Here is a 13,863-nt window from a genome sequence, read left to right as displayed (position 1 = left end):
GTTGCATTGCAATATGTTGTCCGGGGTCGTCGTTGCTTGACATGTTTAGTGATTGAKAGTTCACTAAACAAATCGCTGAACTTGGACGGCTCGTTCCGGGGCGGCGTGAGGAAACATCCCGCGTCGGCTGTGCCCTATCTTGCGGCTGTGCCCTTCGCGGTCGCGCAGGTTCGCCCGTCACCCCAATGACGGCTGGTGACGGCACGCCAAGGGAGGGAAGCACATGACACAATTCAGGACATGGATGCTGGCCGCGACCATTGCCGGGAGCGCGGCACTTGCTGCCCCCGGGGCCCAGGCACAGGGCAAGTCGCTGACGCTCTGCTGGGCGGCCTGGGATCCGGCCAATGCGCTGGTCGAACTCTCCAAGGACTTCACCGCCAAGACCAATATCGCGATGAAGTTCGAGTTCGTGCCCTGGCCGAATTTCRCCGACCGCATGCTCAACGAGCTCAATTCAAAGGGCAAGCTCTGTGACCTGATCATCGGTGACTCGCAGTGGATCGGCGGCTCCGCCGAGAACAAGCACTATGTGAAGCTGAACGATTTCTTCGCCAAGGAAGGCATCAAGATCGACGACTTCATGCCGGCGACAGTCACCGGCTATGCCGAATGGCCGAAGAACACGCCAAACTACTGGGCGTTGCCGGCCATGGGCGATGCGCTCGGCTGGACCTACCGCAAGGACTGGTTCTCCAGGCCCGAGCTGCAGGCCGAATTCAAGGCGAAGTACAACCGCGAGCTCGCGGCGCCGAAGTCCCAGACCGAGCTGAAGCAGATCGCCGAGTTCTTCCAGGGCCGCGACATCGACGGCAAGAAGGTCTATGGCGCGGCCATCTTCACCGAGCGTGGCTCGGAAGGCATCACGATGGGCGTCGCCAACGCGCTCTATCCGTTCGGCTTCAAATATGAGGACCCGAAGAAGCCCTACGCCATGGCCGGCTTCGTCAACTCCGAGGACGCCGTGAAGGGCCTGGAGTTCTACAAGTCCCTGTACAAGTGCTGCACCCCGCCGGGCTACTCCAACGCCTATATGCAGGAGGGTCTGGACGCTTTCAAATCCGGGCAGGCGGCCTTGCAGATGAACTGGTTCGCCTTCTTCCCCGGCCTGTACAAGGATCCGAATGTCGGCGGCGACAAGATCGGCTTCTTCGTCAATCCGCCGGAGAAGGAGAAGGGCTCGCAGCTCGGCGGGCAGGGCCTCTCGGTCGTCGCCTACTCGCCGAACCAGGCCGAGGCGCTGTCCTATGTCAAATGGTTCGCCTCGCTCGATGTGCAGAAGAAGTGGTGGGAGCTCGGCGGCTATACCTGCCACAAGGGCGTGCTGAACGATCCCGGCTTCGCCAAATCTGCGCCCTTCGCGGCCGATTTCCTCGTCGCCATGGGCCAGGTCGTCGATTTCTGGGCCGAGCCCTCCTACGCGCAGCTGATGCAGGCGGAGCAGGCGCGCATCCACGACTATGTCGTGGCGGAGAAGGGCACAGCCAAACAGGCGCTCGACCTGCTGATCCAGGATTGGACCAAGGTCTTCAAGGAAGACGGCAAGTTCTGACGCAAGCGGGGCTTTCCCCCCAGCCGAACCGGGGCTGCGCCTCTCACAGGCGGCGCAGCCAGTTCCCGACCTTGCCTTTGAACGGTGCTGAGTCATGAATGCGAGCGACGTCACCGGCATCAGGAGCGCGGCAGCGATGCGCGCAGCCTATCCCCCGATCGCCCACCGGGTCCGGGGCCTCAGCGACAGGGCGATCGCCTGGATCTTCATCGCGCCGACGATGATCCTCCTGCTCGTGATCAACCTGTTTCCGCTGATCTGGACGATCCAGCTCTCCTTCACCAATTACCGCGCCAATCGCCCCAATGCGCCGCTGCGCAATGTCGGGATCGAGCACTACCAGACGATCCTGTCGGATCCCGAAATCTGGCAGCGCATGCAGGCGACGGCGCATTTCGTGTTCTGGACGATCCTGCTGCAGATGGTCATCGGCTTCGCGCTGGCCTATCTGATCGACCGCAAGTTCCGCGGCCATGGCTTCTGGACCACGCTGATCCTGATCCCGATGATGCTCTCGCCGGCGGTGGTCGGCAATTTCTGGACCTTCCTGTACCAGCCGCAGATCGGCCTGTTCAATTACGTGGTCTCGTTCTTCTCCGGCATTCCGCCGTCCTCCTTCCAGATGCTCGGCGATGTGACCCTGAGTCCCTGGGCGATCATCATCGTCGATACCTGGATGTGGACGCCCTACGTGATGCTGATCTGCCTCGCAGGCCTGCGCTCTATCCCGGACTACATCTACGAGGCAGCGGAGGTCGACCGGGCCAGCAACTGGCGGCAATTCATCTCGATCACGCTGCCGATGTGCCTGCCCTTCATCATGCTGGCCGTACTCTTCCGCGGTATCGAGAACTTCAAGATGTTCGACATGGTCAATCTTCTGACCTCCGGCGGACCGGGCTCGACCACTGAACTCGCCTCGATCACGCTGAAGCGCGCCGCCTTCGAGGCCTGGCGCACCGGCTATTCCTCCGCCTTCGCAATTATCCTGTTCGTCGCCGTGTTCGGGCTGGCGAACATCTATGTGAAGGCGCTGAACAAGGTGAAGGCACGATGAGCGGCGCTCTCTCCACGGCCCATTCCGTCGTCGCGCCGAGCGGTCGCGTCAAGCTGCTGGCCGGCACCATCGTCGCCCTCTACGCGCTGGTGGCGATCGTGCCGCTGCTCTGGATCGGTCTGACCAGCATCAAGACGCCGCCCGATTCGATCTCCTACCCACCCAAGGTCGTGCCCTTCCTGCATTTCGAGCCTTCGATCGAAGGCTATTGCAACCTGTTCAACACGCGCTCGCGCCAGACGGCGGACTACCTTGCCTCGCTCCCGCCTGCGAATTCCGCCTGCGAGGAGATCACCCGTTCGCGCAGCATGGTGGTCGTCGGCCCGTCGAACTACGTGCCGCGCTTCGTCAATTCGCTGATCATCGCCTTCGGCTCGACGCTGCTCTCGGTCGGCCTGGGTACCTGCGCGGCCTATGCCTTCTCGCGTTTCAAGGTGCCGCTGAAGGACGACCTGCTGTTCTTCATCCTGTCGACACGGATGATGCCGCCGATCGCCGTCGCGATCCCGATCTTCCTGATGTATCGCGAACTCGGCCTTTCCGACACGCGGCTGGGAATGATCCTGCTCTACACCTCGGTCAATGTCTCGCTGGCCGTCTGGCTGCTCAAGGGCTTCATCGACGAGATCCCGCGCGAATACGAGGAAGCGGCGATGATCGACGGCTATACGCGGCTGCAGGCCTTCCGCAAGGTCGTGCTGCCTCAGGCCACGACCGGCATCGTCGCGACCGCGATCTTCTGCCTGATCTTCGCCTGGAACGAATATGCCTTCGCCGTTCTGCTTACCTCGGGCACGGCGCAGACCGCGCCGCCCTTTATCCCGATCATCATCGGGGAGGGCGGGCAGGATTGGCCGGCCGTGGCGGCCGGAACGACGCTGTTCCTGATACCGATCCTGGTTTTCACCGTGCTGCTGCGCAAGCACCTCCTGCGCGGCATCACCTTCGGGGCGGTGCGCAAATGAACCTGCAAATGAACCGGCATCTGAGCCATCCCCGGGAGCGCGAAGGCGCGGCCGCGTCGCGCTGGCCGAAGGCGCTGCGACGCGGACCGATGGAAACACTGGCAACGGTGCTGATCTCGGCCGGCGTGCTGATGCTGCTGCAGCCCTTCTCGCTTGCGCTCTACGGCTATTCCTTCGTCACGACCCTGATCGGCGTCGTCATGTTCACCTTCGTCACCAAGTTCCCGGAGTGAGCCATGGCCGAGATCCGGGTCGACAATCTGGTGAAACGGTTCGGCGCCTTCATGGCGGTGCGCGATACCAGCTTCACGGTCGAGGATGGCGATTTCTTCTGCCTGCTGGGTCCGTCGGGCTGTGGCAAGACCACGACATTGCGGATGGTTGCGGGGTTGGAACTGCCATCCTCCGGCAGCATCCAGCTCGACGGCGAGGACGTCACCTTCAAGCGGGCGCGCGAACGCGACATCGCCATGGTGTTCCAGCTCTTTGCGCTCTACCCGCATATGAACGTGCGCAAGAACATCAGTTTTCCGCTGGTCTCGATGGGCGTGCCCAGGGACGAGACGAGACGGCGCGTCGAGGAAGCGGCGCGCGTGCTGCGCATCGAGCATCTGCTCGACAAATCGATATCCGGCCTTTCCGGCGGCGACCGGCAGCGGGTCGCGCTCGGCCGCGCCATCGTGCGCGAGCCGAAGGCCTTCATGATGGACGAGCCATTGGGCGCGCTCGACGCCGAGTTCCGCCATCTGATGTGCGGCGAGCTGCGCGCCCTACACGACCGGCTGAAGGCGACGACGGTTTACGTCACCCACGACCAGCTCGAGGCCATGTCGATGGCCGACAAGATCGCGGTGATGAATGATGGCGTGATCGAGCAGCTCGGCTCGCCGCAGGAGATCTATGACCGGCCGAACTCGATGTTCGTCGGGGATTTCATCGGCTCGCCAGCGATGAACTTCGTTCGTTTCGACGGCGCAGCGATTGCGGGCTCGACCTCGGTCAGCATCGATGCCGCCTCCGTGACCTTGCCGGAACTGCGCGAGAGCCACGCGCCCGGGCCGCTGGCGCTGGGGGTGCGGCCGGAGCAGATCGTCATCGGCGATCCCGGCCGGCAAGGCAGCGCCCTTCCGGGCGAGATCTTCGGCACCGAATATCTCGGCACGACCCAGATCGTGACGGTCGCGACCCCGCGCGGCAAGCTCAAGGCGCGCTTGCCCGCCCATATGCCGGTTGTCGCCGGCGAGCGCGTCAGCCTCTCGTTCAGGCCGGAGCGGCTGTCGCTGTTCGATGCGGCGACGGGGAAGGCGATCCGCTCCGCCTTGCATGAGGCCGGCACGACGAGGCGCACCCATGGCTGAAGTCACGCTGACGCAGGTCTCGAAGCGGTTCGGCGCGGTGCAGGCCGCGAGCGACCTGTCGCTTACCATCGCCGATGGCGAGTTCGTGGTGCTGCTGGGGCCGACAGGCGCTGGCAAGACGACAGTCTTGCGCCTCGTCGCCGGGCTGGAAACCCCGGATGACGGCCGGATCTTCATCGGCGGCGTCGACGTCACCGCGCTGCCGGCGGCGGCGCGCGACGTCACTTTCGTGTTCCAGCAATATTCGCTCTATCCGCATCTGAGCGTCTTCGACAATCTCGCCTTCCCCTTGCGTTCGCCGACACGGCGCACGCCGGAGGACGAGATCCGGCGCGCGGTCGGCCATGTCGCAAAGCTGCTCAGGATCGAGGACAAGCTGCAGAACCGCGCGACACAACTCTCCGGCGGCCAGATGCAGCGCGTCGCGATCGGCCGCGCCCTGGTGCGCAGCCCGTCCATCTACCTGATGGACGAGCCGCTCTCCTCGCTCGATGCCAAGCTGCGCGCGGAATTGCGCATCGAGCTGAAGCATATCCAGCAGGACCTGGGCGCGACCATCCTCTACGTCACGCATGACCAGACCGAAGCGATGACGCTGGCTTCGCGGATCGGCGTGATCAACCAGGGCCGCCTCGTGCAGATCGGCACGCCGCGCAGCATCTATGAGGACCCGGCCGACATCTATGTCGCCACCCGGCTCGGCAGCCCCGGCATCAACCTGCTGCCGCGCGCACTCTTTCCCAATCTGGAGGCGCCGGCGAGCACGACCACGATCGGCGTGCGCACCGAGCATCTCGCCATCGCCAAGGCGGGCAACGGCGCGGTGACGGGCAAGGTCAACTGGATCGAGCGGCTCGGCGACCAGAACCACCTGCATATCGCGGTGAACCAGCAGCAGATCGTCAGCCTGGTCGATCCCGATGAAGGACTGGATGTCAGCGACGAGGTCAGCGTGAGCCTGCTCAGGCCGCTGTTCTTCGATGCCGACGGCCAGAGGGTGAGGTGAACCATGGATGGCGCGCTGAAGAAGAGGCTGATCGAGGCCATGACCGGGGCGATCGTCGGCCATGCCGATGAATTGACGGCGCTCGATCAGGCTATTGGCGACGGTGACCACGGCCTGAACATGAAGCGCGGTTTCGAGGCCGTGCTGGCGGACATGGATCCGATCGCGGCAAAGCCCTTGCCCGACGCCCTGAAGGCTATCGGCACGACATTGGTGATGAAGGTCGGCGGCGCCTCGGGGCCTCTCTACGGCACATTGTTCATGGCGCTGGGCAAGGAGCTGCCGTCAGAGCCGACGGTTGCGGATCTGGCGCGAGCGCTGGCCGCGGCGATCGAGGCCGTGAAGGCACGCGGCAAGTCCGATTTCGGCCAGAAGACCATGCTCGACGTGCTGGCGCCGCTCCAGGTCGCCCTCGCTCAGGGCGGCGCCGATCTCACGAAGCGCCTTCCCGAGGTCGTGAAGGACGCGGCCGAGGCGACGGTTCCGCTCAGGGCCATTCGCGGACGCGCCTCGTTTCTGGGCGAGCGTTCGGTCGGCCATATGGACCCCGGGGCACGCTCATCGGCGCTGCTCGCCACCGCAATCTGCAATACCATCGGAGCCTGAAACCATGCCAGCCAGCAAGAATGTCGGCATCGTCATCGTGTCGCACTCGGCCAAGGTCGCCGAAGGCGCCRCCGACATGGTCCGCCAGATGGTCGGCGACAATGTCCCGCTCGCCGCGGCCGGGGGCAATGCCGAAGGCGGCCTCGGCACCGATGTCGCCGCCATCATGGCAGCGATCGACAAGGCATGGTCGGAGGCGGGCGTCGCCATCCTGGTCGATCTTGGCGGGGCCGAGACCAATAGCGAGATGGCGGTGGAAATGATGCCGGAGGAGCGGCGCGAGCGCATCGTCATCTGTAATGCACCCATTGTGGAAGGCGCCGTGATGGCCGCGACCGAAGCGTCCGGCGGCTCGACGCTGGCAGTCGTGCAGGCGACCGCCGAGGAATTGATGTCGGCATGAACGAGATGTCGGCCAATGCCAGCCAGAGGCAAGGTAGCGAGAGGAATGAAGGGATGCAGGAGGTGACGGCCAGCGCCCTGCTCACCAACAAGATCGGGCTTCATGCCCGGCCCTCGGTGAAGCTTACCCAGACCGCCAAGCGCTTCGGCTCCCGTATCGAGGTGGCCACCAGCGCGGCCGGCCCGTGGACCGATGCCAAGAGCCCGGTGAAGATCATGCGCGTCAAGGCGGCCAAGGGTGAAGTGCTGCATTTCAAGGCCAGCGGCGACGATGCGTCCGCGGCGCTGGCCGCGCTCGTCGATATCGTCGCACGCAAGTTCGACGAGGAGTGAGGCGTGATGGAACGCCGCCTTTCCGGCCTCGCCGCATCGACCGGGATCGCCTTCGGCCCGGCGGTGGTCTTTCGCGCCGTCGGCGAGATGCAGCGCAAGACGGGGCCGGTCGCAAGCGAGCGACAGGCCCTGGCGGATGCGGTTGCCGCCTCCCTCCAGGCGGTCACGGGTTTGGCTGCCAGCCTTCACGGCGAGGCCGCCGATATCGTGGGCTTCCAGGTGGCGCTGCTTGAGGACGATGCCCTGACCGAGGGGGCCTTTGCCGCAATCGAGAGTGGTGTGCCGGCCGACGCGGCCTGGCGCCAGGCGCTGGCGGACGAGATCGCAGGCTATGAGGCGGCCGACGACGCCTATTTCCGCGCCCGCGCCGCAGATCTGGCAGATATCCGGGACCGGGTTCTGCGCCAGCTTTTCGGCTTGCCCGAGCTGACGGATGCGCCGCCCGGCGCCGTCATCCTGGCTCAGGACCTGCCGCCCTCCGCCTTCCTCGGCATCGATTGGTCGCAAGGTGGCGGCATCGTGCTCGGGGCCGGCAGCCCGACCAGCCATGTCGCCATGCTGGCGCGCGGGCGTGGCGTGCCGATGGTGGTCGGCATCGGCTCCGACTGGGAGGCGGTCTCCGGCACGGTCGTCGTCGACGGCATGGCGGGCCTCGTCCTGACCGGACCGTCGCGTGCGAGCATCGACGCGGCGCGGCAGCGGGCAGACGAACTCGGCCAAGTGCGGACCCAGGCGGAAACCCGCAAGCGCGAGCCTGCGCTGACCCGCGACGGGACCCCGATTACCGTGATGGTCAATGTCGCGGGGATGGCCGATGTCGCCGGCTTCCCGGCCGACGCCTGCGACGGCATCGGCCTGACCCGCACGGAGTTTCTGGTCGAGCAGGCGTTGCAGGATGAGGCGCGCCAGTTCGAGGCCTATGCCGGGTTGCTGCACTGGGCGGCCGGCCGGCCGGTGACGATCCGCACGCTCGATGCCGGCGGCGACAAGCCCATCGCCGGCTACACGCTCGATGGCGAGACCAATCCCTTTCTCGGCCTGCGCGGCATCAGGCTGTCGCTGCGCCATCCCGGAATTTTTCGCGTCCAGTTGCGCGCATTGGCCCGGGCGGCGAGCCTCGGCCCGCTCAAGATCATGCTGCCCATGGTGACGGCAGCGCGGGAACTGGAGGAGGCGAGGGGGCTGCTGGACGGCGTTCTCTCGGAACTTGCGGCCGACGGCGTGCCGCATGGCGCGCCCGCACTCGGCATCATGGTCGAGATTCCCGCGGCCGCCGTGGCGGTCGCGAGCTTCGACGCCGCGTTTTTCTCGATCGGCTCGAACGATCTGACGCAATACGCGACTGCTGCCGCGCGCGATGGGGCGGAGGTCGCGGCCTATGCCGATGTTCTGCATCCCGGCGTGCTCGCGATGATCGCGCATGTCGCGCGCCATGGTGTGGAGCAGGGTCGGGAGGTCAGCCTCTGCGGCGACGCGGGAGGCGATCCGCGCGCCATCGCCGCCTTGCTGCGGGCCGGCGTCCGGGCTGTATCGGTCTCTCCCGGGCAGCTGGCGCTGGCAAAGGAAGCGATCCGCGCGGTCGATCTCTCGCAGCCAGGGGCGGACGCATGACAGGCTTGGAAACCCTTGCCAGCGTGCCTTCGCCCTTGGCCGAGTACAAGGCGATCCTGCGCGCGGTCATCGAGAACCGTCCTTCCGGCACACGGCAGCGACTGGCGGAAGCCCTCGGCAAGAACCGCAGCTTCATCTCGCAGATCGTCAACCCGGCCTATGTCACGCCCGTGCCGGTCCAGCATCTGGAGACGATCTTCCATGTCTGCCATTTCGCGCCCCCGGAACGCGAGGCCTTCCTGAATGCTTACCGGGCCGCCCATCCCGGGCGTCTCGAGGTGGTCGACACCGCCCGGCCGATGCGCCGGCTCGTGGTCGAATTGCCGGATTTCGGCAGCGCCGACCTGAATGCCCGGGCCGACCATATCGTGCTGGGGGTCGCGCGCGGCCTGGTCTCGCTGATTCCGGTCGGGGCCGATGACGACGAAGCCGAGATGCGGGGGGAGAGCCCATGAAGAAGCTGATCAACGCGGTCGACAGCATCCTGTCGGAGAGCCTCCAGGGACTTGCCGCCATCCACGGCGATATCCTCATGCTTGGCGAAGAGGAGAAGTTCGTTCGGCGCAAGGCACTGATGCCGGGCAAGGTCGCGCTGATCTCGGGCGGGGGCTCGGGCCATGAACCCCTGCATGCCGGCTTCGTCGGCACCGGCATGCTCGATGCCGCCTGCCCGGGCCAGGTCTTCACCTCTCCGACGCCAGACCAGATGCTTGCGGCCGTCAACGCCGTCGCCACCTCGGCGGGCTCGCTCTTCATCGTCAAGAACTATGAAGGCGACGTGATGAATTTCGAGATGGCCGCCGAGATGGCCGAGACCCCGGTTGCGACGGTCATCACCGATGACGACGTTGCGGTCCCGGCCTCGACCTATTCCACCGGCCGGCGTGGCGTCGCCGGCACGCTGATCGTCGAGAAGATGGTCGGCGCGGCCGCCGAGCAGGGCCGTGATCTGAACGCGCTGAAGTCGCTCGGCGACGAGGTCAACCGGCGCACCCGCTCGATGGGCGTGGCGCTGACCTCCTGCACCGTGCCCGCAGCCGGCAAGCCGACCTTCACACTCGCCGAGGACGAGATGGAGATGGGCGTCGGCATCCACGGCGAACCGGGCCGGCGGCGCGTGAAGCTGGCAACCGCGGATGCCATTGCCGACGAGATGATGGRCGCGATCCTCGACGATCTCTCCCTGAAGAGCGGCACGCCCTGCCTGCTGCTCGTCAACGGCTTCGGCGGGACTCCTGCCATGGAGCTCTATCTGATGGCCAATGCTGCAAGGCGCGTCATGGCGGGGCGGGGTCTCTCGATCGCGCGCGGGTTGGTAGGCTCTTACGTCACCTCATTGGACATGGCGGGCTGTTCGCTGACGGTGACGGCGTTGGACGACAGCCTGATCCAGCTCTGGGACGCGCCCGTCCATACGGCCGCGCTCCGCTGGGGGTAGGCGCCGCACCGCTCCGCATGCCGGCCATCGCTGGGAGGCCCGATGTCCGGTTGCGGCGCACGGCCCGGCAGTCTGCCCAACCTCGCGCGGATCAGATCTGGATGCCGTCCGGCAATCCGCCCAGTTCCTTGAGCGTGATCGGCCGGCCCTGCTTGACGCTGGCCATCGCGGCCGCGCCGCACAGCATCGACATGGCGCCGGCCAGTGCCCCGGCGCGCTGCCCGAGCGGGTCCTTGAGGCCGGGGCGCAACAGCATGTCGCGCAGGCGGTCGTCGCCACCGAAATGGCCGCCGCTGGCATGCGGCACGCGGATGCGCTCGGCCTTGCCGAAATTCCGCATCAGCATGATCTCGTCGTGGTCGGGCACCTCGAAGGCCTGGCGCTCGTACTGGCGGATCTCGATGCGGCCCTTGGTGCCGTTGAAGGCGAGGTGGTGCCCCTCGATCGGCATGAAGGTGTTGAGCGAGTAGGAGGCGATCACGCCGTTCTCGTAGCGCAGCATCGCCGTCATCGTGTCGGGGATGTCGATATCCTCGCGATAGACGCAGCCATCGCGGAAATAGCCATCGACCTCGGCGGGCTCGTCATAGAGCGCCGTCAGCCAGGGGTCCTTGCGGATGTCGAGATAGAAGTCGCATGCGCCAGCATGCGCGCAAGTCTGGCAGCGCTCGCCGCGGAACGGGCCATTGCGGCCGTAATGGCGCTGCGTGCCGAAGGCGGAAACCTCGAGCGCCGTCGAGTCCAGGTACCAGTTCAGCAGGTCGAAATGATGGGTCGACTTGTGCACGAACAGGCTGCCGGAATTCTTCTCATAGGCGTGCCAGCGCCGGAAGTAGTCGGCGCCGTGCTTGGTATCGAGATACCAGTGGAAATCGACCGAGGTGACGGTGCCGATGGCGTTCTCGAGCAGCAGCTGCTTGATCCGGGCGGCAGTCGGCGCGAAGCGATAGTTGAAGGTCACGTCGATCTGCCGTCCGGTGCGGATCTCGGCCTCGAGGATGCGGCGGCATTTCTCCGGCGTCGTGGTCATCGGCTTTTCCGTGATGACCCGGCAGCCGGCCTCCAGCGCCTTGATGATGATGTCGTCATGGGTGTCGTCGCGGCTGCAGACGATGACGATCTCGGGCTTTGCCACGGCGAGCATCGTGTCGACATCGGTATAGATCGGCGCATTGGTGCCGATCTCCTGGCGGGCATGGCTGGCGCGTCGTTCGTTGATATCGCAGATCGCGACGAACTCGGTGCAATCGCGCCAGCCGGCGAGGAGCTCGCGCCCCCACATGCCGGCGCCGCGGTGGCCGGTGCCGACCAGGGCCACGCGATGGCGTTCGTCACTCAAGGTCATCGCCGCATCCGTCATGTCTGCATTTCCTCGTCAGTCTCTTGTTTTTTGAAACCCTCCGGATCACCGCGCCGGGCTTGATCGCCGGCTGCAATGACCGGCCGTCAGACGAAATAGTCGGGATGGGCGACGCGCAGCCGGGCCAGGTCGGGGATGACCACGTTGAGATGGGTCTGCATGGCCTCCCGCGCGGCCTCGACGTCATGCCGCGCGATGGCGTCGCGGATGACCTCGTGCTCGCCGATGACCTGGTGCATGCGGCCGGGGACCGGCAGGGTCAGCCGGCGCGCCCGGTTGATCTGGACCTTCACCTGGCGCAGCAGCTTCCAGATGCTGGGATAGCCGGCGATCAGCGCGATCGCCTCGTGGAAGGCTTCGTCCGCCGCGTGGAAGGCGTCCATGTCGCCGATCTCGGCCAGCATCCGCTGGTTCGCCAGCTTGGCGTCGAGCTGGGCGATGTCGGCGACGGTCGCGATCTCGGCCGTGCGCTTGATCGCCGTGTCTTCAAGGGCCAGCCGGATGACCTGCGCCTCGGGGATTGCGCTGAGCGGCACATGCGAGACGAAGGTGCCCGATTGCGGGAAGATGTCGACGAGTCCGTCCTCCGAGAGGCGGATCAGCGCCTCGCGCACCGGCGTCTTGCTGACCCCGAATTGCTGGGTCAGCGCCTTCTCCTGCAGGGGGGTCCCGGGGGCCAGGTGCATGTTGACGATGGCCTCGTAGAGCTCGTCGTAGATCACCGTCGCCGTGGTGACGCGTCGCTGCGGCGGACGAAGGCCGGACTTCGCCGACCGCCCCCGCGGGACGGGCCCCTCCGCCGTTTCATGCTCGCCCTGGCGTTCCATCGCTCTCGCCTGTTCGGCCTGTGCAGCACCGCTCAAGGCGGTTTTGACATACTAGTATCTTAGTGTATCAGTTTATCAAGGCTCAAAGGAAGGCGCTTGGTTGGAACGCCACAAAACCAGCTCGCTACCGCTCGAAGCGCATGCCCGTCCGCGCTCATCCGTCTGTTGGGCATGACGGGGCAGGGTTCGCTGCACTTGCGGGCTGGGATCGGGGCCGCGCTCGTGCAAGCATGGGCGGATACAGCTCGCCGCCTGACACCAGCTCCGACGACTGCAGACGCTTTGATGCCTGAAGTATCTTTGACGCCCGAAGTAGGTTTGACGTCCGAAGACTTCCGCGCGCACCGGCGCGCCAAGAACAATAAGTTCAAACAAAAACAAAATCTGGAAACGCACCAATCGAGGGAGAAAGTCGATGAGCGCCTATTCTGTTAGCCGTCGAGGGTTGCTTGGCGCCGGCGCCGGTATCGCTGCTGCTTCGCTGCTGGGCCTCAAGCCCGCAGCTGCGCAGCAAAAGGACATCAGGGTGTTCTGGTGGGGCTCGCAGGAGCGTGCCGACCGTACCAACCGGGCCGTCGATGCCTACAAGAAGGCGAATGCCGGCATCGAAGCCAAGACCGAGTTCGCCGGCTGGAGCGATTACTGGCCGCGCCTCGCCACACGGGTCGCCGGGCGCAATGCGCCGGATCTGCTCCAGATGGACTACCGGTACATGTTCGAATACGCCCGCCGCGGCGCGATCGTGCCGCTGGACCAGTACATGGGCAACGCGCTGAAGATCGAGGATTTCGGCAAGGCCAATCTCGAATCCTGCAGTGTCGACGGCAAGCTCTTCGGCATCAATCTCGGCGTGAACTCGTCCTGCGCCGTGTTCGATCCGGCTGCCTGGGAGGCGGCTGGCGTCGCGCCACTGGCGTTCGGCAACAGCTGGGACGAGTTCGTCAGCAAATGCGCGGCCTTCGCAAAGGGCAACAAGCGCAAGAAATTCTACGCCACCATGGATGCCAGCGGCCATGAGCCGGGCTTCGAGCTCTGGCTCGTGCAGAACGGCAAGGCGCTCTATGGCGAGGATGGAAAGCTCGCCTTCGACGAAAAGGACGCGGGCAACTGGTTCAAGCTCTGGGCCGAACTGCGCAAATCGGGCGGCTGCGTACCGCCGGATGTCCAGGCCCTCGACAAGTCGACGCTCGACACCTCGACCCTGACGCTCGGCTATGCCGCGACCGCGTTCCCGCATTCCAACCAATTCGTCGGCCTCCAGCAGCTCAACAAGGCCAAGCTCGACATCACCGCCTTCCCGGTCACGGCGGGCGGCAAGCCGGGGCAGTATCTGAAGCCGTCGCAGATG

The 13,863-nt window shown here is 65.5% G+C and carries 15 protein-coding genes; 13 read left to right on the top strand and 2 right to left on the bottom strand.

The annotated features are described in order from the left end of the window. The first annotated feature begins 244 nt into the window (after window positions 1-244). The 12 genes from AC1D34_RS02685 to dhaK all read left to right on the top strand — a co-directional run bounded on the left by AC1D34_RS02685 (window position 245) and on the right by dhaK (window position 10,328). Entirely contained in the window at window positions 245-1,552 is a 1,308-nt protein-coding gene (locus tag AC1D34_RS02685) for an ABC transporter substrate-binding protein (protein WP_476823432.1), read from the top strand. Window positions 1,553-1,688: 136 nt separating this feature from the next. After that, on the top strand, window positions 1,689-2,609 hold the full coding sequence (locus tag AC1D34_RS02680) for a carbohydrate ABC transporter permease (RefSeq protein ID WP_441491361.1): 921 nt from the start codon (window positions 1,689-1,691) through the stop codon (window positions 2,607-2,609). Further along, the gene (locus AC1D34_RS02675) at window positions 2,606-3,574 is read left to right on the top strand and encodes a carbohydrate ABC transporter permease (protein ID WP_441491142.1); all 969 of its coding nucleotides are present in this window, start codon (window positions 2,606-2,608) and stop codon (window positions 3,572-3,574) included. The genes AC1D34_RS02680 and AC1D34_RS02675 overlap by 4 nt, the downstream gene beginning before the upstream one ends. An 8-nt stretch (window positions 3,575-3,582) precedes the next feature. Continuing rightward, a complete protein-coding gene (locus tag AC1D34_RS02670) occupies window positions 3,583-3,807 on the top strand; it encodes a hypothetical protein (protein ID WP_441491143.1) in 225 nt (74 codons plus the stop codon). Window positions 3,808-3,810: 3 nt separating this feature from the next. Continuing rightward, window positions 3,811-4,932, top strand: coding sequence for an ABC transporter ATP-binding protein (locus AC1D34_RS02665; RefSeq protein ID WP_441491144.1), 1,122 nt, complete (start codon window positions 3,811-3,813; stop codon window positions 4,930-4,932). Further along, complete coding sequence (locus AC1D34_RS02660) at window positions 4,925-5,938, top strand: ABC transporter ATP-binding protein (RefSeq protein ID WP_476823425.1); 1,014 nt, start codon at window positions 4,925-4,927, stop codon at window positions 5,936-5,938. The genes AC1D34_RS02665 and AC1D34_RS02660 overlap by 8 nt, the downstream gene beginning before the upstream one ends. A gap of 3 nt (window positions 5,939-5,941) precedes the next feature. Continuing rightward, window positions 5,942-6,544, top strand: a complete 603-nt coding sequence (gene dhaL, locus AC1D34_RS02655) for a dihydroxyacetone kinase subunit DhaL (RefSeq protein ID WP_441491146.1) — start codon at window positions 5,942-5,944, stop codon at window positions 6,542-6,544. Between the two features lie 4 nt (window positions 6,545-6,548). Further along, entirely contained in the window at window positions 6,549-6,947 is a 399-nt protein-coding gene (gene dhaM, locus AC1D34_RS02650) for a dihydroxyacetone kinase phosphoryl donor subunit DhaM (protein ID WP_476823424.1), read from the top strand. Window positions 6,948-7,000: 53 nt separating this feature from the next. Continuing rightward, window positions 7,001-7,279, top strand: coding sequence for an HPr family phosphocarrier protein (locus AC1D34_RS02645; RefSeq protein WP_441491362.1), 279 nt, complete (start codon window positions 7,001-7,003; stop codon window positions 7,277-7,279). A gap of 6 nt (window positions 7,280-7,285) precedes the next feature. Next, window positions 7,286-8,890: a phosphoenolpyruvate--protein phosphotransferase gene (gene ptsP / locus AC1D34_RS02640; protein ID WP_441506723.1), complete on the top strand. Its 1,605-nt coding sequence runs from the start codon at window positions 7,286-7,288 to the stop codon at window positions 8,888-8,890. Beyond that, window positions 8,887-9,345 (top strand): hypothetical protein, encoded by a 459-nt coding sequence (locus AC1D34_RS02635; protein WP_441491149.1) that lies wholly within the window; start codon window positions 8,887-8,889, stop codon window positions 9,343-9,345. The genes ptsP and AC1D34_RS02635 overlap by 4 nt, the downstream gene beginning before the upstream one ends. Then, window positions 9,342-10,328 (top strand): dihydroxyacetone kinase subunit DhaK, encoded by a 987-nt coding sequence (gene dhaK, locus AC1D34_RS02630; RefSeq protein WP_476823423.1) that lies wholly within the window; start codon window positions 9,342-9,344, stop codon window positions 10,326-10,328. Before AC1D34_RS02635 ends, dhaK begins: the two co-directional genes overlap by 4 nt. A gap of 91 nt (window positions 10,329-10,419) precedes the next feature. On the opposite strand, the gene AC1D34_RS02625 is transcribed toward dhaK, so the two are convergent. Continuing rightward, window positions 10,420-11,688, bottom strand: coding sequence for a Gfo/Idh/MocA family protein (locus AC1D34_RS02625; RefSeq protein ID WP_441506725.1), 1,269 nt, complete (start codon window positions 11,686-11,688; stop codon window positions 10,420-10,422). A gap of 86 nt (window positions 11,689-11,774) precedes the next feature. Continuing rightward, window positions 11,775-12,515: a GntR family transcriptional regulator gene (locus AC1D34_RS02620; RefSeq protein ID WP_441506726.1), complete on the bottom strand. Its 741-nt coding sequence runs from the start codon at window positions 12,513-12,515 to the stop codon at window positions 11,775-11,777. Window positions 12,516-12,930: 415 nt separating this feature from the next. Here AC1D34_RS02620 and AC1D34_RS02615 point away from each other — a divergent pair. Further along, a partial coding sequence (locus AC1D34_RS02615) for an ABC transporter substrate-binding protein (protein WP_476823422.1) occupies window positions 12,931-13,863 on the top strand: 933 nt, incomplete at its 3' end.

This window comes from Allobosea sp. P1_A7, from assembly GCF_056406775.1.
The sequence above is the reverse complement of the archived record's forward strand: the minus strand, read 5'-3'. Positions and strand labels throughout refer to the sequence as shown.